14 protein-coding genes are annotated in these 21,151 nt (G+C 42.6%); 7 read left to right on the top strand and 7 right to left on the bottom strand.

Annotation, left to right across the window (positions count from 1 at the left end; genetic code table 11):
- Window positions 1–139: 139 nt before the first annotated feature.
- Window positions 140–2,167, top strand: coding sequence for a HAMP domain-containing methyl-accepting chemotaxis protein (locus RM544_RS03700; protein WP_311360410.1), 2,028 nt, complete (start codon window positions 140–142; stop codon window positions 2,165–2,167).
- A gap of 126 nt (window positions 2,168–2,293) precedes the next feature.
- On the opposite strand, the gene RM544_RS03695 is transcribed toward RM544_RS03700, so the two are convergent.
- The 5 genes from RM544_RS03695 to RM544_RS03675 all read right to left on the bottom strand — a co-directional run bounded on the left by RM544_RS03695 (window position 2,294) and on the right by RM544_RS03675 (window position 8,808).
- Entirely contained in the window at window positions 2,294–5,179 is a 2,886-nt protein-coding gene (locus tag RM544_RS03695) for a M14 family metallopeptidase (protein ID WP_311360409.1), read from the bottom strand.
- A 290-nt stretch (window positions 5,180–5,469) separates the two neighbouring features.
- Window positions 5,470–5,994, bottom strand: coding sequence for a flavodoxin FldA (gene fldA / locus RM544_RS03690; protein WP_311360408.1), 525 nt, complete (start codon window positions 5,992–5,994; stop codon window positions 5,470–5,472).
- A gap of 34 nt (window positions 5,995–6,028) precedes the next feature.
- Window positions 6,029–6,250 carry a DUF2788 domain-containing protein gene (locus RM544_RS03685; protein ID WP_311360407.1) on the bottom strand — a complete coding sequence of 74 codons (222 nt, stop codon included), beginning with the start codon at window positions 6,248–6,250 and terminating at the stop codon, window positions 6,029–6,031.
- A 90-nt stretch (window positions 6,251–6,340) separates the two neighbouring features.
- Window positions 6,341–7,141 carry an alpha/beta fold hydrolase gene (locus tag RM544_RS03680; RefSeq protein ID WP_311360406.1) on the bottom strand — a complete coding sequence of 267 codons (801 nt, stop codon included), beginning with the start codon at window positions 7,139–7,141 and terminating at the stop codon, window positions 6,341–6,343.
- 17 nt (window positions 7,142–7,158) lie between these two features.
- On the bottom strand, window positions 7,159–8,808 hold the full coding sequence (locus tag RM544_RS03675; protein ID WP_311360405.1) for an electron transfer flavoprotein-ubiquinone oxidoreductase: 1,650 nt from the start codon (window positions 8,806–8,808) through the stop codon (window positions 7,159–7,161).
- A 244-nt stretch (window positions 8,809–9,052) separates the two neighbouring features.
- Here RM544_RS03675 and RM544_RS03670 point away from each other — a divergent pair, with 244 nt between their 5' ends.
- Window positions 9,053–9,811 carry an electron transfer flavoprotein subunit beta/FixA family protein gene (locus RM544_RS03670; protein ID WP_311360404.1) on the top strand — a complete coding sequence of 253 codons (759 nt, stop codon included), beginning with the start codon at window positions 9,053–9,055 and terminating at the stop codon, window positions 9,809–9,811.
- Window positions 9,808–10,734 carry an electron transfer flavoprotein subunit alpha/FixB family protein gene (locus tag RM544_RS03665; RefSeq protein WP_311360403.1) on the top strand — a complete coding sequence of 309 codons (927 nt, stop codon included), beginning with the start codon at window positions 9,808–9,810 and terminating at the stop codon, window positions 10,732–10,734. Before RM544_RS03670 ends, RM544_RS03665 begins: the two co-directional genes overlap by 4 nt.
- A 58-nt stretch (window positions 10,735–10,792) precedes the next feature.
- Here the strand turns inward: RM544_RS03665 and moaE are convergent, their stop codons facing one another.
- Window positions 10,793–11,245, bottom strand: coding sequence for a molybdopterin synthase catalytic subunit MoaE (moaE, locus tag RM544_RS03660; RefSeq protein ID WP_311360402.1), 453 nt, complete (start codon window positions 11,243–11,245; stop codon window positions 10,793–10,795).
- A gap of 157 nt (window positions 11,246–11,402) precedes the next feature.
- On the opposite strand from moaE, the gene RM544_RS03655 reads away from it, so the two are divergent.
- The 3 genes from RM544_RS03655 to RM544_RS03645 all read left to right on the top strand — a co-directional run bounded on the left by RM544_RS03655 (window position 11,403) and on the right by RM544_RS03645 (window position 16,600).
- On the top strand, window positions 11,403–12,080 hold the full coding sequence (locus RM544_RS03655) for a CPBP family intramembrane glutamic endopeptidase (protein WP_311360401.1): 678 nt from the start codon (window positions 11,403–11,405) through the stop codon (window positions 12,078–12,080).
- A gap of 135 nt (window positions 12,081–12,215) precedes the next feature.
- Window positions 12,216–13,424 carry an efflux RND transporter periplasmic adaptor subunit gene (locus RM544_RS03650; protein WP_311360400.1) on the top strand — a complete coding sequence of 403 codons (1,209 nt, stop codon included), beginning with the start codon at window positions 12,216–12,218 and terminating at the stop codon, window positions 13,422–13,424.
- Complete coding sequence (locus RM544_RS03645; RefSeq protein ID WP_311360399.1) at window positions 13,424–16,600, top strand: efflux RND transporter permease subunit; 3,177 nt, start codon at window positions 13,424–13,426, stop codon at window positions 16,598–16,600. The genes RM544_RS03650 and RM544_RS03645 overlap by 1 nt, the downstream gene beginning before the upstream one ends.
- A gap of 113 nt (window positions 16,601–16,713) precedes the next feature.
- Here RM544_RS03645 and RM544_RS03640 read toward each other — a convergent pair whose 3' ends face one another.
- A complete protein-coding gene (locus RM544_RS03640) occupies window positions 16,714–18,975 on the bottom strand; it encodes a TonB-dependent receptor (protein ID WP_311360398.1) in 2,262 nt (753 codons plus the stop codon).
- A 361-nt stretch (window positions 18,976–19,336) separates the two neighbouring features.
- Here RM544_RS03640 and RM544_RS03635 point away from each other — a divergent pair, with 361 nt between their 5' ends.
- Window positions 19,337–21,139 (top strand): acyl-CoA dehydrogenase, encoded by a 1,803-nt coding sequence (locus RM544_RS03635; protein ID WP_311360397.1) that lies wholly within the window; start codon window positions 19,337–19,339, stop codon window positions 21,137–21,139.
- Window positions 21,140–21,151: the final 12 nt, after the last annotated feature.

The raw sequence follows: 21,151 nt of genomic DNA, 5'->3' as shown, positions 1-21,151 counted from the left end.
ATATAATGTTTAAAAGAAATTAAATTGTTGATAAAAAATACGGATAGTTACTCAAGATATGGAAATTTAACTCAATCAGCGTTTAGAAATATGAGGTCGTATTGATTGATATGAAGAATTTACATTTCAGGAGTGATGCATGGCTAATATGATGCGACAACTCACCGTTGTTCGTAAAATGATCCTCGGCTTCAGCGGCCTAGCTGTGTTGTTACTTTTGACTAGCTTTATGTCGTACTTTGGTTTGCAAGATATTAAACAATCTGCGAACACGGTTGTTCAAGAAAAAATGCCAATGCAAAAAGCAATGAACACTGTACGCACTGAAATTCTCTCTCTTTCTAACTTGTCTTTGAAAGCCTTTTACGAAAAAGACGCGCAAGCGCTTGAGCAAATTAAAAACGATTTCGATAGCTTAGTGGATGAACTTAATACTGGCATTGAATCTTTGCGTAACTTTGTATCGGATGAAAATAAGTCGTTGCTTGAATCAAATGTGAAAGCGTCAACTGAATTTATTCGTCAAAGTGAATTGATGTTCGCCGATCTAGCCGCGATTATAGAGCTTAGAAAAGTCCTCGCAGTGGAAAGTGAAAATGCTTTAGCCATTGCAGACGAGGCGAGTGCGCTAATGCTCGATCTTAGCTATGTTGAGGGCGACGGTCGAGATTTTGAAGCCTTGGTTGGTATGGGTAACAACATCGACAATAAACTCACGCTAGTATTAAGCTTGATGCAAGAACTGTCGCGAGCTGAGAGGAAAGATACTATCACCCAAACAATTGACGATTTGGATTATAATATTGCCAATATTGAAGCGGATTCGACCTATCTGAATCGCTTAGCTGAAGGTGTCGAAAATGATGGCTTAGTCGACATGTTCAATGAGCAATACGCTCTGTTGAAAGAAGTACTTTCGTCTGACGATGGTGTTTACGCCATGCACAGAAAACGACTGGGCTTAAACCTAACAATACAGCAGTATCATGACCTTGCAAATGACGCTCTTCTGCTTACCAATGAATCTTTATTGGTGTTGTCTGAAAATATCAATGCATCAACATTACAAGGACAAGAAGATATCCTAAACACGGTGTTGAGTAATGAAATTAAGAATGTTGTCGTTTCCTTATTGGGGATTAGTGCTACGTTTATTCTTGCCCTTATTGCCACCAGAAGTATTGCAAAACCACTTAAGTCTGTGAACAAACGATTGAAGGTACTGAGTAGTGGTAATTTGACTCAGCGAATGAACGATGAAGGTTTTGATGAATTCGCAGAGTTGTCAAAAAACGTGAACCGATTAATCGATTCATTGCGCGCTCTTATTGGCAGTATTCATGAACAAGAAGAAGTGCTGACTGAGATCACAGATAAAAGTATTCAAATGGGAGATCGCAGCTTGCAGCAAGTGGCGGTTCAGCAGGAGCAAATTAGTCAAACTTCGATCAATACTTTGCAGGTAAAAGACACTAGTTTGAATAATCTCCAGCAAATTACGGCTGCAAATCAGCAAATGTCACAGGCGATATCGCAGACAGATGACGTCATGGGGCTTGTGCAAGAAAGCCGTAGACAGGTTGATGAGCAGGCAATACAAGCCGAACAATCTGCAAAAATTATTCATCGATTGGGTGAAAATAGTAACAAAATTGGCAGTATTTTAGATGTCATCAAAACCATTGCTGAACAAACCAACCTGTTAGCGCTTAACGCTGCAATAGAGGCGGCGAGAGCGGGTGAACAAGGGCGAGGTTTTGCGGTTGTTGCCGATGAGGTTAGAACCTTAGCAACACGGACGCATGCATCAACAGAAGAAATTGAGAAAATGATAGGCGCCTTGCAACAAGATGCCAGTGAGGCCGTTGAAGCGATAAACTTAGGTACTGAGCAAGTTAGTCGGGGCGTAGAGTTATCTGAGAAAGTGACGATTCAAGTAGGGGATATACGAGGAATTATTGAAAGCTTAGCTAGCGTTAACAATCAAATTGTTAATGATACTCAAAGCCAAGATGCTTTGTTAGATGATGTTGTCCGCAGCCTACAAAGTATTGTTGATTTGGCAAAAGATAGTGCGCAAAGTACTCAAGAGTCAAATAATGCGACTCATCAGTTAGGGGAACAAATGAACGCCTTGAAAAGCGCGGTTTCAAAATTCAGTTTATAAAGGTGTCATGAATAAACTCTTACTTTGTAAATAATATCTGGCTTAACAGAAACTGAAGCCAGCAAATAAAAAAGCCTCCGCATAAGTACGTACTACTTGGCGGAGGCTTTTTGTTAGATGGGTTAATTACAACTCAATGTTGGCTCTCGTTCCCATGCCTGGCCCATATACGATAGCGTTGAGCAATAAGCGATTAGTGCCTAGCGTTGCCCCCCTGAATATAGGCTCACCAGAAAACATAATAATTTGCCCCGAACCGACACGTTCTCGTGTTAGGTATGCCGAATTCGCAATACGTTGCGCTGCCTCTGGCCAAAGTAAACCACTCATTCTCACGTGCAGCTCTTTGTCTTGCGGCAAACTGTACCATGCAATGGCTTTTGCTTTGTCATCGTCTTTGTCTTTCGATTTTTTTGTGGACTTTTTATCTTTGTACACGCCGACAGTGACAACAGCTTCAGCATTTTCTGGCACGACAAGCACAGGTTGACGACCATAAAGCAATGGCAGTTGCTCGTTCGTTCCAAAACTTAACCAATGTTCCTGATCAACGCTACCTGAAACCATGGCACCGGCTGGCATAAACAACTGTTGCCACTTATCACGTTTCTTCAGTTCATCTTCGCTTAGACGTTTTGGGGCGTCATCCCAAGGATAACTCACATCTTCACTCACAGTCGTGGCAAACAAGTCTTCCATATCGTCGACAGATTCTTCAGCTAATAATCTGCGCTGAAGAGCGATATCAAACTTCTCAGCGTCTTTGAATATGTCGCTCACCAGTTTTACCGTCGTGCCATCTTTCGATGCTAAGGCTTGCGTGGCACCCTCATGTGTAATGAGTGTTCCACCTTGTTGAACCCAAGTCTTCAGCGCTTTTGCCGTGCTATCTGAGACAGACCAAGCGCTTGGCATGACCAAAACGTTGTAACGACGCAAGTCAGTTCTGGAGATAGCTGCAGTGTCGAGGTGTGAGTGGCGAATACCCAAATGCGTATCGATGCTCCACCACGTTGCACCAACATCGTTACTGCTAGTACCAGCTTGACCAATAACGCCAATTTGAGGTTTGGTTAACAATTGGAAATGATCGCCTCCCCATTCAGGAAGATCACCCGTACCATAACCTGTCGTGATATTTTGTATCGACAACTTGGTCTCTTTGGCGGTGGTATTGATTAATTCTATCAGGTCACTTGTATTTGGGTTGTCAGTAATAGTGACAACAACCGAACCTCGAACTAAGGTTTCTTTGCCCAGTTGAGTTGCTTTGTCAATAACGCGCACTTGCACACCGCGCTCCATTAATCTTGCAGCAAATCCAACTGACGCATCATCATCGCCATTAACAGCCCATGCGATAGCATCTTTAGCCGCGAGTGTTTGATTTTTATCTTGCGCTTTCCATGGTTCTATATTGTTGGTGATATGGTCTGGTACCGTTAACGCTTCCAGTCCATACATCATCGTTAAATTCCAAGCGGAAGTGTCGTACATAATAGAGCGACCTTCACGCAGAATTTTTTGACGTTCATCCTCAACGGTTTCCGGTAAGATTTGAGCGTCAAACTCCATAATAGCCGCCAGTAGCCTAGCTTCAGGTTGACGATTAGGAATGACCAAACTTCCTTTGCTCACTGTTGTGTTGAAGGTCTGCCCTAGATGATTAGTTGCTTTCTTCACCGAAAAATCTTTATTCGCAACGAAGACTTCAATATCTTGTGCTAATAATTTTTCGACAAGCGTATTCATACGAGTGTGATTATTGTTAGCGCTGACGATGAAGGTTCTATTAGCATAGGGACTATCTTTTTCCACTAATGACTTTCTATCTTTCCAATAATCTTGATACATCTCTTTGCTATATTTATGCAAAGATTCAAGGTTTGCGATGGTACTCACAAATTGATGGTGCACTGACTCTTTGTAAGTTTGAATAGTTCCTTCAGGTCGTCTCACGCCATCTTCAGCCATACGAGATTGTTCGTATAGGATGTGCATGGAGCCACGGTATTCAGCGTAATTTGAGTAGCCTGGATACCAATTTTCAAACCATTCTCCAGTGTAGTAACGCCAGCCTTCTTTATCAAAGGCTTGTCCTTGGTCGATTGAAAATGTTTTTGCCCACTTCTGGACGCTAGGTGCGATATTAAAATTGAGAGGTTGACGAGGGGGGCCCATAAGGTAAGTGTCTTGAGGGCCCATTTCATGACCGTCTATCATTAACTGAGGACGCCATTTGTTGATAAGTGCTACTCGACCTTTCGTTTCGGGTTGGGTGAGATAGAAGAAGTCTCTGTTTAAATCAAAGAAGTAGTGATTAGTACGTCCATATGGCCAATCTCCTCTATGCAGTAGGGCTTGATCATCCACATTGGGTGCCGTTCCTCGATATTGCTCCAAAGACTTCGCAAAACGGTCTCGACCATCAGGATTCATTATTGGGTCAATGACGATAATCATATCGTCTAGCATCTTACGAATTTTTGGATCCTCTGAGGCAGCGTAGTGATAAATTGACGCCAGTGCTGCATCGGCTCCAGAGGTTTCATTCCCATGGATAGAGTAGGCCATCCAAGCAATTGCTGGGAGCTCATTAATCAATTCTTTAGCTTCGCTCTCACTCGTTCTTCTCGGGTCTGACAGAGCGTCTAGCTTTTCAAGTATGTCGTCCATATTTGCTAGATTACTTGGACTAGAGATAAACACAGCGTGCAAAGGTCTATCTTCATGGCTGCGAGCGTACTCGACAACTTTCATTCTGTCAGTTTGAGTGCGCCAAGTTTGAATGGACTTGTTAATCTGGTAGGGCGTTGCAACGCGTTGACCAACTGGGAAGCCGAGGATGCTATCAGGATGCGTTAATGCAGCATCATAGGTACCTTTTAGTATGTCAGCTTGGTAATCTAAATCAGGGTTATAGGTGGGTTTCATCAATAAGCCAGCTTGACTTGTTCCAATGGACAGAGCAAGTAAACCAGCACAAACAGCTATGCTAATGGGCTTTCGCATCTTTCTTCCTTTTGTCTTTTTATTCTAATATTTTTATTATCGAGCACTTTTTGGTGTAAAGAGCGTGAACGTTGAGACTTACTTATTGTTATAGAACCTTTCAATTAGAATTGTCCTACGCTCCTTAGTTTGCGACAAAGGTAGATAAAAACACAAGCGTTTGAGTCAAATTGGTTCACAAGACTTGTAACAAAACGCAACAAAACCATCTAGAAATAAAAAACGCGCCCAATTTTCACTGCGCGCGTTTTCTTAGTATTGCTTGCTTGTTACCAATACATGCTAACGAACTAGGCTAAATCAGCCAAACACATTTCTTCATTCAGCTGTTTGCACCAAGCCTTGACTCGTTGTTCTGTGAGTTCAGGTTGACGATCTTCGTCAATGCCTAGACCGACGAAGTGTTCGTCATCAGCCATACCTTTTGACGCTTCAAAATCATAGCTTTCAGTCGGCCATTGACCAATTAATATTGCGCCTTTGGGTTCAACGATGTCTCTGATCATGCCCATCGCATCAAGGAAGTATTCAGCATAATCTTCTTGATCACCACAGCCAAAGATAGCAACAAGCTTGTCTTCAAAATCAATTTCTTCAAGGTCAGGGAAGAAGTCATCCCAGTCACACTGGGCTTCTCCATAATACCAAGTCGGAATACCGAAGATCAGTAAATCGAACTCAGCAATTTCTTCCTTGCTGCTTTTAGCGATATCTTTGACGTCAATGAGCTGTTTGCCCAATTCTTTTTGGATCATTTTTGCGATGTGTTCTGTGTTACCAGTATCGCTGCCAAAAAATAAACCAACGCTAGCCATGCTTCACCTCTAAAACGTCTAATCTCGTGCGGAGCTAAGAAACACCGCTCGCACTGTAAAATAATTGAATAATGCCTTTAGCTACAAAACCTGCAGCACCCAAACCTAATACGCCATAAGCAACAACTTTGCCCACTAATGGAACATCGTTTTTTTTCAGAACATCATGTATTGCTAGACCCAACAACACAAACAACAACACTAGGCTTAAATTAAGCACCACCGATTCAATCACTTGGTAATTGTCAGCATTCATGTTCTATCTCCAGCGTAATCTTGGGCGCGGATATTAGCACATTTTATTGCAATTTTTGAAGCTACTTAGCTGAATAATCAACTATCAGTGTTACTTTTCCGTGCCAAGTAAAATACGGGTTAACAGCGTGTTAACAAGTTGTGGCTTTTCGGCATGTAGCCAATGTCCAGCGTCCACAATTTTCGCTTTTGCTTTTGGGAACTGTTGCATGATTGTCGCTTGATGTTGTTTGCCTATGTAGTCACTGTTTTTACCCTTGATAAATGTGACATCACCGTTGTACAACTCACCAGAAAAAGGCCAATCACTTAACAGAGGGTAATCCCTAATAATCAAGGGGAGGTTGAAGCGCCACTGCCAAGCCTTTTTGTCATCTTGATAAAGACTTTTCAGCAAGAATGCGATAGTCCCTGAATCGACAATATGGTCTGATAAGCATTGCATTGCTGCTTTTCTATCGGTAATAGTGCTTAAATTTACCGAACTCAAGCCTTTAATTACGTTGTGATGTCTCGCTTCATATTTGACAGGCGCTATGTCCATCACTACCAATTTCTTAATGATGTCAGACGCTAGGCTCGCTGCTCGCATAGCCACTTTTCCACCGAGTGAATGAGCAACGACGTAACATATATTTATATTTGATGCTTTTAAGGTGCTCAGTAGCATTTTTGCGTAGTGGTCAAAGCTAAATATATCCGTCCGCGGAGATTGACCGTGGTCAGGTAAATCTACACTGAGTACGTGGTGGGTCGTCTCAAAATGCCGACGTATCACAGCCAAGTTATCGCTATTACCAAACAAGCCATGGATTAGAACGATAGTTGGCTGTTGAGGTGATGACACCCGAAAGGTGTCACCAAATGATTGCGCGTGAAGCAATTCAGTCATGATAGTTGGTTTCTTATCTACATATTTGGATAGTTAGGACCGCCAGCACCCTCGGGAACCACCCAGGAGATGTTTTGATTGGGGTCTTTAATATCACAGGTTTTACAGTGCACACAGTTTTGTGAGTTGATTTGCAATTGCTTTTCACCAGCATCATTATCAATGACTTCGTATACACCGGCAGGGCAGTAGCGTTGCGCAGGTTCGTCATACTTCGGTAAATTCACTTGAATTGGTATGCTCGGATCCTTTAACACCAAATGACAAGGTTGATCCTCCTCATGGTTTGTATTGGATAAAAACACGGAAGATAGTTTATCGAAGCTCAGTACACCGTCAGGTTTAGGATACTGGATTGTGGGCGCGTCACTGGCCAATTTCATACCGACATGATCTGGTGTTGAATCGCCGATTGAAAATGGCAATTTACCGCCAAAGATATTTTGATCAAGCGTGTTGTACGCGCCACCAAAGAAATTACCAAATTTATGAATCGCAGCACCGAAATTGCGTGAACGATATAACTCGTCATATAACCAAGAGTTTTTAAATAATTCAGTGTACGAGCTTGGGTCAACAATAGGGGCATCGGCATTCGCCAACTCAGCAAACAGAGCTTCTGCTGCTAATATGCCTGACTTCATTGCGGTGTGGTTCCCCTTTATTTTCGAGAAATTCAAAGTGCCCGCATCGCAGCCGACCAATAATCCGCCAGGGAATGTCATCTTCGGTAAGGACTGAAAACCTCCTTTCGCTATTGCTCTCGCGCCATAAGTCACGCGCTTCCCATCTTTCAGGGTATTGGCAATAACCGGGTGATGTTTCAAACGTTGGAACTCGTCAAAAGGACTCAGGTGAGGGTTATCATAATTGAGGTCAACGATCAGTCCTACAAATACCTGGTTATTTTCTGCGTGATATAAATAACTGCCGCCTGTTGCATCACTCAATGGCCAACCTGCCGTGTGCACTACCAGTCCTTCTTGGTGTTGTTCGGCTGGAATATCCCAAATTTCTTTGAAACCGATTGCGTAATGCTGAGGTGATACGCCTTTATCCAGAGCAAACTGCTGAATAAGTTGCTTACCTAGGTGTCCACGACAACCCTCTGCGAAAACTGTGTATTTCGCACTTAGCAACATTCCAGGCATATAGCCGTCTTTTTGCTCGCCACTTTCGCTCAGACCCATGTCACCAGTAATGACGCCGCCAACACTACCATCTTCGTTGTAATGCACGCTGGCTGCCGTAAAACCTGGGAATACTTCGACACCTAGTTGCTCCGCTTGCTCTGCCATCCAGCGACACATATTGGCCATGCTCACAATATAATTACCTTCATTGTGCATGGTTTTTGGGGTCATAAAGTTTGGTAGCTTAGTCGAACCGGTTTCACTATTGAGTAAATATATATGGTCTTCGGTTACTTTAGTGCTTAATGGCGCACCAAGTTCTGCCCAATTTGGAAACAATTCATCTAAAGCTCTAGTCTCGAAAACGGCACCTGATAAAATATGTGCACCTACTTCTGAGCCTTTTTCCAGTAGACAGACGTTTAATTCTTGACCTTTTTCGTTCGCTAATTGTTTCAGTTTGCATGCCGTTGAGAGCCCTGATGGCCCCGCACCAACTACAATTACATCAAATTCCATTACTTCTCTTTCCACTTGTGCCTCCGAAACAACTCTTACCAGTTATAGTGAAATATTAATTAAACGAATATTACAGCTTGTCAAAACATTGTAAAATCTAATTACAGTATGACTGAGAATATTTGTGAATTCAGGTTGACGTTTACGTAAAGTATCAGTAAATTTTGCGTCAACATATTAGTATGGCTGCTATGATTACGTGAATATGTAATGAAAGCGAATAGTATTTTTTTATTTATAGCCCTAAATAGAGGTGATTATGAAAATTTTGGTACCGGTAAAGCGGGCGATAGATTACAACGTGAAAGTACGCGTTAAACCAGATAACTCTGGTGTTGATTTGAACAATGTAAAAATGGCAATCAATCCTTTTTGTGAAATTGCTGTTGAAGAAGCCATTCGTTTGAAAGAGAAGGGCGTCGCGACAGAAGTGGTCGTCTTGTCAATTGGCGATAAAACTTGCCAAGAGCAAATACGAACTGGTTTGGCCTTGGGCGCAGACCGCGGTATTCACATTGAAACTGATGCGGGTGCCGTTGTTGATTCTTTGCAGGTTGCAAAGCTTCTTCAAAAAGTCGTTGAAGCGGAATCACCGGACATTGTTATTCTGGGTAAACAGTCAATCGATTCAGACAACAATCAAACCGGACAAATGTTAGCAGCACTTACCGGCATGCCACAGGGAACATTTGCTTCAGAAGTTGTTGTTGAGGATGGTTCAGTCAATGTCACACGCGAGATCGACGGCGGCCTACAAACAGTCAAGCTTAGCTTACCTGCTGTCGTAACAACTGACCTACGCTTAAACGAACCACGTTACGCTTCATTGCCAAACATCATGAAAGCGAAACGTAAACCTATCGACGTAAAACCAGTTGCTGATTTTGGTGTTGATATGAATTCACACGTGAGCGTGCTAAAAGTAGAAGCACCGGCGCAACGCAGTGGTGGTGTGAAAGTCGCAGACGTTGCAGAATTAGTGGGTAAATTGAAAAACGAAGCGAAGGTGATCTCATGAGTGTATTAGTATATGCAGAGCACGATAATGACTCTTTAAAAACAGAAACAAATAAATTGGTCACTGCTGCACTGGGTGCTTCAGATGATGTAGTTGTTTTAGTTGCAGGCTCGGGTTGCGCAGCAATTGGTGAAGCGGCCGCTAAAATTAACGGCGTATCCAAAGTTCTGGTTGCTGACAATGAAGCGTATGAACATCAGTTGCCAGAAAATATTGCTGACTTAGTTGTTGAACTTGCAGCTGATTATTCACACGTTTTTGCAGCAGCAACCACGACCGGTAAGAACTTTATGCCACGCGTTGCCGCGCTATTAGACGTTGCTCAAATCTCTGACATCATCAAAGTTGAGTCAGCAGATACCTTTGTTCGTCCGATATATGCAGGTAATGCGATAGCGACAGTTCAAAGCTCTGATACAAAGAAAGTGGTAACCGTTCGTGCTGCTTCTTTTGATGCCGCTGGTAACGATGGAAGTGCCAGTACAGAAGCACTTTCAACGGTTAAGACATCAGATAAATCAAGCTTCGTTTCGGCTGAATTAACTGAATCAGAACGCCCTGAATTAACCGCTGCCGATGTCATTATCTCGGGTGGACGTGGTATGCAAAATGGCGAAAACTTTGCTTTGTTGAACGGGATTGCCGACAAACTAGGCGCAGCAATTGGTGCGTCTCGTGCTGCAGTAGATGCCGGCTTCGTTCCAAACGATATGCAAGTAGGTCAAACTGGTAAAATTGTTGCTCCACAATTGTATATTGCTGTGGGCATATCAGGGGCAATTCAGCATTTAGCGGGCATGAAAGACAGTAAAGTGATTGTTGCCATCAACAAAGACGAAGAGGCACCGATATTCTCAGTTGCTGATTACGGTCTAGTCGGTGACCTATTTGACGTGCTGCCTGAGCTAGAAGCAGCTTTATAAAAGAAACACACGTTTCGATAGTAAAAATGAAAGGCTAAACAATAATGTTTAGCCTTTTTTATTGCCAGCGCAACGCAGCTTGTTTATCACTTTGTTTTGCTTCTACCCAATAATCACCCTCAGCAGTACTTTCTTTCTTCCAAAACGGGGCCTTTGTTTTCAAAATATCCATCATGAACATACTTGCTTCGTAGGCAGATTTGCGGTGTGTACTGCTCACACCTAAAAATACAATTTGTTCATCTGGCCTGAGTGTGCCAACTCTATGAATAATTGTGATTGAACCAAGTTGCCAACGCTCACGTGCCTGTGCAGCGATTTCTATTAGCGCCTTTTCAGTCATACCCGGGTAGTGTTCCAATGACATACTTTCAAGATTGCCATGTTGGCTTAACTCACGCACTAAACCTGTAAAAGTAACGATCGCGCCATCAGAGTTCGCTGCCATGCGCAGGTGTGCATATTCGTTCCCAATATCAAAGTCTTCTAGTTGAACTAGGATTCTATCCATTACTTATTTTACCATTGTATTCATTGGACCTTTTATCATCAGCACTATCTTAGCAGTTTATGGCGCTTGCGAAAGAGGATTATCTTGTCTTAAATAAGCGTAGTATGATGCATAAAACAACTGCACGTTGTTTAAAAATGAGAGCGAGAACCCAAGGTTGAAGCGTTTATTACGAGACACACCACCTAGCTATATTTTGATAGGCGAATTATTGGTCATCTTCATGCTCATTCCTATCATCATCGCTTTTAATCCTCTGCATTACCTAAGCGTAGTGTTGGTGTTATTAGCCTTACTATATGTTATGTGGCTTACTCGTTTCAGTTTCAGACTGGAGTCAAAGGGTACGAAAGCTGAAGGTCTCATACGAAAACATATCATTAGAATATGCCTAAAGTTTATTACGTTTGCACTGTGTTTACTGGTCATCATGGCGCTATTGATGCCTGGTAAATTATTTTTGGTTATTGGGCAATCACTTGTTTTCTGGTTTGCAATTACCTGCGTCTACGTTTTTCTATCAGTTTTACCTCAAGAATGGCTATTTCGTGTTTTCTTTTTGTGGCGATATGGGGTTTTATTTAACTCACTCTTAAGTAAGGTGAACCAAACAGTCTTCATTCTCTTCAACGCCACACTTTTTTGTCTGGCACATATTATGTTCTTTAATCTGTGGGTATTAGTGCTCACCTTCTTTGGTGGGCTTTTATTTGCCTATACTTACGTTAAAACCAAAAGTTATCGCCTAATAGTCCTTGAGCACAGTTTATATGGATTATGGTTATTTACCGTTGGTTTAGGCGAAATACTAGCTTTTCCTGTGTACTCGCCGTAGTGCTTAAGGTTGTAAACTATTAATATTCGACACATTTATTAACAATTGTTAACTATTGTAAATAGGCCTTTACGGCACTCGTTCAGTATAATCACTATCAGTATTTAAATCTGTAACTGACCAAGGTTTACATTAATGAGTCGTACCTTAAAGAAAGCTGGCATCCCAATGATTATTATTTTATTGGCGATCGCTGTGATGTTCGCACTAGCGAGTTTAAAAAAACAACCAGAGAAAGAAGAGGTGGTCACAAAAGATTTTTTGGTTGACGCAAAGCCTATTGAGTTTGGGACCGTAGATTTTCTCGTCTATTCACAAGGCTCGGTACAAGCAAAAAACAAAACGATGTTGAGTACGCAGGTGAGCGGCAGGGTTGCCTCTATAGCTGACAACTTTGTCGAGGGTGGCTTCTTTGCTAAAGGCGACGTACTTGTCGAACTCGAAGATGCTGACTACCGAACAGATTTATTGTTGGCAGAAGCCGAATTGGCAAGAGCCCAAGCTTCATTGGACGAGGAAAAAGCAAGAGGAATGGTTGCCGCTGAGGAATGGCGTTCATTTAATCAAGGAACGCCACCAGAATTAGGATTGAGAAAGCCACAACTAGCCCGAGAGCAAGCTACTGTGAAAGCAGCCGAAGCTGGTTTACAAAGAGCAAAACGAAATCTAGAAAGAACCAAAATTCGTGCGCCGTATGATGGCCTGGTAAAAACGCGTAATGTCGATTTGGGACAGTTCGTTACCTTAGGCTCACAACTTGGTGAAGTCTTTTCTACTGCCATTGGAGAGGTACGCTTACCGTTAACTGATGATGATGTCGCCTTTCTTGATGACTTAAGTGATACAAACCCAAAGGTAATTCTGTCAACAGATATTGCTGGTAAAACGGTTCAGTGGACTGGCGCTCTAGTGCGTGATGAAGCGATTTTAGATGGTAAGAGTCGAGTTATTTATGGTGTTGTTGAAGTCGTTGATCCCTATCTTTTGCGGTCTGAAGCGGCATCCAATGCACAGCCTTTGCGATTTGGTCGATTTGTGAGTGCGCAGATTAGCGGTATCAGTTCACCAAATATTGTCGTTCTACCTCGCAATGTACTTAGATTAGACGGAACCGTGCTAACGGTTGATGAGAACAAAGAAATTAAAATCAACTTTGTCACCGTACAGAGAACAGATGAAGATTTTGTCTATATAAGTGATGGTTTAAACCCAGAACACCAAGTGGTGATGAGCGCAGTGCCCAACCCCTATAATGGCATGCCAGTCAGGTTTTTAGGCGATGAAGACAAAGAGCCAAGCGCTAACGAAATCCCAGCAAATAACAACGCCATTGAGGTGAAGTAATGAGTCAGATTAGTGATAATAAAATTGACACTGAAACTGGCATAATAGCGTGGTTTACACGAAACAGTGTTGCAGCGAATCTCTTGATGGTCATGATAATACTGGGCGGGATATTCGGTATTATTCGTGTACAAAAGCAGGTGTTCCCGGCGTTTGAAGTCAATGTCATTTCTGTCCAAGTTCCTTATTTAGGTGCGGCTCCACAAGAAGTAGAAGAGGGGGTTATTTTAAAACTTGAAGAGGCTGTCAAAGATCTCGAGGGTATTAAGAAGCTCACGTCAACTGCGAGAGAAGGCGTGGGCTCCTTGAGCATCGAAGTTGAAGATGGTTATGACGTTCAAACCTTATTGGATGAAGTAAAGGTACAAGTAGATGCCATCCCCAGTTTCCCTGGCAACACTGAAAAGCCAGTCGTATATAGAATTAAGTTTCCGCAGGACGTTCTTTGGGTCTCTGTGTATGGTGATACCACTGAGAGAGAGTTAAAGCAATATACGCAAAGCATTCGTGACGATATCGCAAACCTACCTGGGATTTCAGATGTATCGGTTGTCGGTTCTCGAAACTATGAAATTTCAGTTGAAATATCAGAACGAAAACTGCAAGAGTATGACCTCACTTTTAACGAATTGGTAAATGCGATTCGTCAGTCATCCATTGACCTTCCGGGTGGTTCCATACGTTCCGACAATGGTGATATTTTATTGAGGGCAAACGGGCAAGCCTATAACGCATGGGATTTCGCTAAAGTAGCTTTAATTAGTCGCGATGATGGCACTCGTTTACTTCTCGGTGATATTGCAACAATCAATGATGGTTTTGTAGAAGATAATCAATATGCATTATTTGATGGGAAGCCAGCGGTTAGTATCAGAGTGCGTGCCGTGGGTGACCAGAACGCCTTACAAATTTCCAAATCAGTCAACGAATACCTTGATAAAAAACGTGAAGAGATGCCAGCAAACATCAAGGCTGATACATGGGGCGACAGTTCCTTCTATTTAGCTGATCGTTTAAATATGATGATCAAGAATATGCTGGCCGGTGCCGCACTCGTATTTATCGTGTTATCCCTGTTTCTTAGAGTAAAGCTAGCTTTTTGGGTGATCGTGGGCCTTCCCGTTTGCTTTTTAGGCACACTGATGTTTATGCCAATGTCACAAGTTGATGTCTCCATTAATATGCTCAGTTTATTTGGTTTTATACTGGTACTGGGGATAGTGGTAGACGATGCAATTATTATGGGCGAATCGGCCTATTCAGAAATTGATAAAAAGGGTCATAGTACAGAGTCCGTCATACGGGGTGTCAAGAAGGTGGCAATGCCAGCAACCTTCGGTGTATTGACCACTATTGCCGCTTTTTCACCCATGTTAATGGTGAGTGGGCCAACAAGTGTCATTTGGAAAACCATAGGTATGGTGGTTATCTTATGCTTGATCTTTTCTTTGATTGAGTCCAAGTTAATTCTTCCAGCTCACTTGGCACACATGAAGCTGAAGCCTTACGACCCAAAGAAAGCTAACGCTTTTCAACGTTTTAGAGATATTTTTAGTATTGGTATTAAGACCTTCATAAAAGACAAGTATGTACCGTTTCTAGCAAAGGCAGTTCGCAACAGGTATACCACCTTAGCCGCTTTTATTGGCATGTTGATTGTCACCATTGGTTTATTCAGCAGTGGTTTGGTGCGCTGGCAATTTTTCCCCAATATTCCGTCTGATTTTATGCAAGCAAGCGTTGAACTTGAGCCTGGCTCATCGATCGCACAGAGAGACATCGCGATGAATGCAATGTTAGATGCGATGTACAAAATGGATGAAAAGGTAAAAGCAGAAACCGGCTCTAACGCAGTCAAGCATGCTATTGCTTTTGATAACGGCACTTTAGGTGGGACTGTGTTTGTTGAGTTGACAAAAGGCGAGACTCGCGAATTGACCGACGTCCAAATGCAAGACGAATGGCGCGCACTACTTCCAGAAATACCCGGTGTCAGAAACTTCAACATTGGTAATCCCGGCGGACCAGGTGGTGCCAATGGACTTGATTTTGAATTCAGATCCAATGATATTCAACAATTAGAAAATGTCGCCAAAGAGCTCCGCAGTTACTTGGGCGCCTACGCAGGTATCACTGAAGTGACGGATACCTTCAGTGGTGGTAGTGACGAAATCAAGCTTGATTTAAAACCTGAGGCCGAGTCTTTGGGATTAACGCTATCCTCATTAGCTCAGCAAGTGCGAAATGGGTTTTATGGTGCTGAAGCTCAAAGGATACAGCGTGATGATGAAGAGATTAAAGTCATGGTTCGATACCCTAAGGACGAGCGAAATTCTATTGGTAATCTGGAGAATATGCGAGTCCGAGCGCCAAATGGTGACGATATTCCGTTTCGCGAAGTAGCTGATATCGAATTGGGCAAAGGGTATGCGAACATAATAAGAGTGGATGGTTCACGTTCTGTTTCTGTGTCAGCCAAAGTAGATACGGACATTGTCGATACTCGCGACCTGACAGTTGAAGTGCAAATGAAGGTGATTCCCGAGATGCTGGAGCGGTATCCTGCTGTCGAATTTAGATTACAAGGTAATTCAAAAGACGAGCAAGATGCCGTCGTTTCGTTGGCGCAGGGTTTTTTGTTTGCTTTAATCGCTATTTACGCGCTGATGGCGATACCTCTTAAGTCATATTTGCAACCCTTGATCATAATGTCGGTTATTCCATTTGGCATGGTCGGTGCGATTGTCGGACATTTAATATTCGGGCAAGCGGTGAGTGTCCTATCAATCTGCGGCATTATTGCGTTAGCGGGAGTGGTAGTGAATGACTCATTGATTATGGTCGATTTTGTGAACAAGGCGAGGGCAGAAGGTCATAACTTGATGGACGCTGTCTTGAAATCGGGGAGCGAACGTTTTAGAGCAATTGTGTTAACTTCATTGACCACGTTTATGGGCTTGATGCCTATTGTTTTTGAGCGAAGCCTACAAGCTCAGGTAGTCATACCCATGGCTATTTCCTTAGCGTTTGGTATTTTGTTTGCCACCGTCATAACATTGCTTTTGATTCCTTCCCTTTATTTAATACTGGATGACTTCACAGGCTTGTTTAAACGAGACAAGGCGAAAAGCGGGCTACAACAGTCTACTTTGGAAAGTACTCAGACTCGAGGTTAGAAAAAAGGGGTCAGAGTTAATTAAAAAAGGGGTCAGAGTTAATTTAATTGCCGATGGCATATTAAATTAACTCTGACCCCTTTTTAGTTGCTTTTCTAAACGATTATAAACGCTTAAAAGAAGCTAATTTTACCTTCGATACCAATAACGCGCGGCTCATTTACAATCCCCGTTAGGTTATTGAAATCAATTGCGCCTTTTACGTTATCTTCGTCTGTAATATTACGACTATAAAGCGCGATGCTATAGTTGTGCTCGAAGTTTTCATAGCCGATACGTAATCCACCTTCAACATTATCATCCGTTTGAAACTCAACAGAGTCATATAAGAACAGGTTGGTTTTGCCTTGGAATGCCCAGTCTGTATACGCAAATATCTCACCGTTTTCACCCGCCGGTATACTGTAGCGAGCAGTAAAGTTGAAGATAGTTTCAGGTGCTTGTGGGAATGGGTTTCCATCAATGAGTGCGCGATTATCATCTGTTCTTGGATTAAGCACTCTACAATTGCCACCGAAGTCGGCATTTGCACCACATGGGAAAACAGACAAACTGTCATCTTTTATTTCGGTGTTGTTGTAACTGTAACCACCAGTTAAAACTAAATTGTCGTTGACGATATACGTTGCATCGATTTCGAAACCAAACGCAGTTCCTTTATCAGCATTGATAAGAGCCGTATTGTTCGCTCCGCCACCAATGGCAGAGAATTGAATGTCATCTACAACATAATAAAACGCTGCCGCATTGAGTCGCAAACTGTCATCTAATAGATCAGATTTAAAGCCCACTTCAACGCTATTAATTGTTTCAGCTTCAGCGACTGACGGTGCGCCTTCGAAAGCAACATCACGGCCTTGAATACTCTGTGCTCTAAAACCATTAGCATAGCGAGCAAATAATGATGTGTTCTCGTCAAGCTTGTAGTTTGCGCTTAGTTCATAGCCTACTTGGCCGTCATCGACGTTAATCGGTGCATACTCTTGGATTTGAGCTGCGTCAATAACCAATGCGAAACCGTCTACATTTTGGTCGCCAACTCGGAGAGATTTCTCATCTTCTGTGTAGCGTAAGCCACCGGTTACAGTGAGTTTTTCGCTTACTTCGTAAGTACTCTGACCGAAGACTGCCCAAGTAGTATTTTCATGGAATACAGTCGTTGCACCAAAGAAACCGTCGATACTGGTTACATTGAAAGATGAGTCATAGTAAAACGCACCTACTTGCCAGCTCAATGCATCGTCACTGTTACTGGCTAAACGGAACTCTTGCGTAAATTGCTCTAGGTCATTTAATTTATCTTGAGTTACCGCAGTAAAAGGAATGAAGCCGGGTACAGAAGTATCACCTGAACCTGCGCCACCGTCTACATCACCTAGACTGAATCCTTCAGCTTCTTCATTTGCAGTAATTGAAGTAAACGTTGCCTCATCGAAATCGTAGTCAACCTTTACAGAAAATCCAAAGTTTTCATATTCCTGTGGGTTGTTATCAAAACCGTTACCTAAAAGGTTACCGTCATAATAAACAGTGTCGCGATCGTAGTTTTCATTTAGGTCGTTAGAACCGCGAGTGAAGACATTTGCTCTAAAGATAGACGCGGTGCCTTCTAAGTCTCTTCCATGCAGGTTAACGAGAACGTCTAATTCAGCAGTTGGTGTAAACAACAACTGCGCACGCCAAGCTAGCTCGTCATAGCCACCAATAACATCGTCTTCACCCGAAAATGCATTGTCGATATAGTCATCGCGTTGTTGCGATAAAAATGAAAAACGACCCGCAATATTGTCAGCTAAGCCGCCACCAACAGCACCTTCGACATTAACTGTACCGAAAGAACCGAACGCCACTTTACCATATGCATCAAAGTCTTCACTTGGCTTAACGCTGTCAAACTTGATGATACCTGCAGTGGTATTACGTCCAAAAAGGGTACCTTGTGGTCCACGAATAACTTCCACTTGTTCAATGTCAAATAGAGGGAAACTTTTGAGAACGACGTTTTCTTTGACCACATCGTCCATAATGATCGATACCGGTTGAGATGCTGCCAAGTCAAAATCGGTGTTGCCTAGGCCACGAATATAAAAACGCGGAGCAACTCGACCATTAGACGATTCGGCATACAAGCCCGGCACACGAACAGCGAGCGCCAAAATATCTTCGCCACCTGAGAAAATGCTTTCAAACTTCTCACCATTTAGCGTAGCGATAGAGATTGGAACATCTTGAATTGACTGCACTCGTTTTTGAGCTGTCACCGTGATTGTTTCCAACACCGCTTCGTTTTTTTCAACTTCTTGAGCGGATAGTGAGGTAGTTTGCAATGCTGCACTAATACAAATTGCCAGGCTGGCTAGCTTGTAGCTTTTCATTTATTGAACCTTTAGTAGAGTTTAAACATGAGTTTGTAAATCGCGCGCGAGTGTATCAGTTTCCACTTATATTTGCATTCAAGGCCAGCCTCACAAGGCTTACTGTCATAATAAATTCATAAAAGTGTCACATAAAAAGTCGTCTTTATGAAAAATGAGTTGCTGTTATTCAGCAACTTTGTATTTGTCTATTCATATGTTTAATTGGCATAGGAAATCGCTTGTATGGTGTTATACGTATCATGTGTATTGTTTAGTATGTTACGGCTTGATACCAAATCGATTAAAAATATCGACAGAATGTCTATTGACAATTATCGACCAAACTTCAGCCAAGCAGTTTATTAAAAAAGGAACCCTTATGTCAGAGAAGCTCATACCCGATTTAGAAATGCAATTTCAATTGTATGATGTGCTCGAAGCGGACAAGTTATGCCAGTTTGAAAAGTTTGAAGAGCATAGCAAAGATACTTTTTCTGCGATGTTAGGAACAGCTGAAAAGATAGCGACCGATCTGTTTTTACCGCACAACCATATCGCGGATAAAGATGAGCCTACTTTCGACGGTCAAAAGGTCAGTATGATACCTGAAGTGAAAATGGCCTATGATGCATTTTGCGAGGCGGGTTTTATTGCAGGACGCTATAGCTTTGAAGATGGCGGGATGCAACTGCCTGAGGTGCTAATGACAGCAGCATCTGCCTATTTTATGGCAGCAAATCCTTCGTCTACGGCTTACCCATTCTTAACTGCAGCAGCAGCCAACGTGATTAACCATTTCGCCTCTAGTGAATTAAAAGAAACCTTTATGCCTCGTATGTTGAGCGGTGAGTTTACCGGTACGATGGCGCTAACCGAACCGCACGCTGGTTCGTCTCTAGCTGACATCACGACAACCGCGACGAAGCATGAAGACGGAAACTACCGCTTGAAAGGGAGTAAACTGTATATCTCGGGTGGCGAGCACGAACTGTCGAGCAATATTGTGCACCTTGTGTTAGCAAAAATCCCTGGTGGTCCAGCTGGCGTAAAGGGAATTTCATTGTTTGTCGTACCAAAGTTCCGCTTGGATGACAAAGGCGAGATTTTGAATCGAAATGATGTTCAGTTAGCGGGCCTTATACACAAGCTTGGCTATCGTGGCACAACCTCAACAGCCTTAACCTTTGGTGAAAATGATGATTGTCATGGTTATCTCGTGGGTGAGGAACATCATGGTTTGCGCTACATGTTTATGATGATGAATGAAGCGAGAATCGGTGTCGGTTTTGGCGCAGCAATGATTGGTTATCGCGGGTATCAATATTCTTTAGCTTATGCCAAAGAGCGAACTCAAGGCAGAAGCGCAGAGCACAGCGACCCCTCAAAGCCATCTCCTATCGTATTGCATGGCGATGTGAAAAGAATGCTTCTAGCGCAGAAAGCCTATACAGAGGGCGGCATGGCGCTTTGTTTATACGGTTCTCACCTTATTGATCGCATTAATGTGTGTGAAGACAAAGAAGAAAAAGAATCACTGCAAGAGCTTCTTGATTTACTCACGCCTGTATTCAAAGCTTGGCCCTCAGAATTTGGTCCGAAAGCGAATGATTTGGGAATTCAGGTGTTAGGTGGCTCAGGGTATACCAGAGAATATTACGCAGAGCAGTTTTGGCGTGATAATCGCCTAAACCCAATTCATGAGGGGACAAATGGAATACAAGCTTTAGATTTGTCGTTCCGCAAGTTGTGGCAAAAAAATGGACTTGGGCTCAAGATCTTGCAACGTGAAATAGAAAAAGACTTGGTCGCTATGTCTGGACCGAAAACAGGGAAATTAGTGAAAGAATTCCTGCCATATCTACAAAAGCTTCATGACATCCTGACGCATGTAGCAGGAACATTGCAAAACGACAAGCAAGCGACTTTGTTGGCGAATGCGCAAGCTTTAATGAGTGTTTTCTCGCAAATCGTAGTGACTTGGATATGGCTTCGTCAATCACATGTGGCGGAGCAAAAGCTGGCTGGTGACAATGTAACAGAACAAGAAACTGCTTTTTACGAAGGCAAATTAAAAGCTGCGGCCTATTTCGTTAGCTGGGAACTACCCACTATTGAACGAGATATCAAAATATTAAAACAAGACAACGACGTTTGTTCAACAATGCAAGCAGACTGGTTCTAAGGAGAAGACGAT

Origin of the sequence: Brumicola blandensis (assembly GCF_031846165.1) — a bacterium.
In the GTDB taxonomy this organism is placed as follows: domain Bacteria; phylum Pseudomonadota; class Gammaproteobacteria; order Enterobacterales; family Alteromonadaceae; genus Glaciecola; species Glaciecola blandensis.
Note: the sequence above shows the minus strand (reverse complement) of the source record. Positions and strands in the feature narration are given on the sequence as shown.

Excerpts from the sequence above, each read along its gene's own strand:
- RM544_RS03700 (WP_311360410.1), top strand. The coding sequence starts at position 140 with ATGGCTAATATGATGCGACAACTCACCGTTGTTCGTAAAATGATCCTC.
- RM544_RS03695 (WP_311360409.1), bottom strand. The coding sequence starts at position 5,179 with ATGCGAAAGCCCATTAGCATAGCTGTTTGTGCTGGTTTACTTGCTCTG.
- fldA (WP_311360408.1), bottom strand. The coding sequence starts at position 5,994 with ATGGCTAGCGTTGGTTTATTTTTTGGCAGCGATACTGGTAACACAGAA.
- RM544_RS03685 (WP_311360407.1), bottom strand. The coding sequence starts at position 6,250 with ATGAATGCTGACAATTACCAAGTGATTGAATCGGTGGTGCTTAATTTA.
- RM544_RS03680 (WP_311360406.1), bottom strand. The coding sequence starts at position 7,141 with ATGACTGAATTGCTTCACGCGCAATCATTTGGTGACACCTTTCGGGTG.
- RM544_RS03670 (WP_311360404.1), top strand. The coding sequence starts at position 9,053 with ATGAAAATTTTGGTACCGGTAAAGCGGGCGATAGATTACAACGTGAAA.
- RM544_RS03665 (WP_311360403.1), top strand. The coding sequence starts at position 9,808 with ATGAGTGTATTAGTATATGCAGAGCACGATAATGACTCTTTAAAAACA.
- moaE (WP_311360402.1), bottom strand. The coding sequence starts at position 11,245 with ATGGATAGAATCCTAGTTCAACTAGAAGACTTTGATATTGGGAACGAA.
- RM544_RS03650 (WP_311360400.1), top strand. The coding sequence starts at position 12,216 with ATGAGTCGTACCTTAAAGAAAGCTGGCATCCCAATGATTATTATTTTA.
- RM544_RS03645 (WP_311360399.1), top strand. The coding sequence starts at position 13,424 with ATGAGTCAGATTAGTGATAATAAAATTGACACTGAAACTGGCATAATA.
- RM544_RS03640 (WP_311360398.1), bottom strand. The coding sequence starts at position 18,975 with ATGAAAAGCTACAAGCTAGCCAGCCTGGCAATTTGTATTAGTGCAGCA.
- RM544_RS03635 (WP_311360397.1), top strand. The coding sequence starts at position 19,337 with ATGTCAGAGAAGCTCATACCCGATTTAGAAATGCAATTTCAATTGTAT.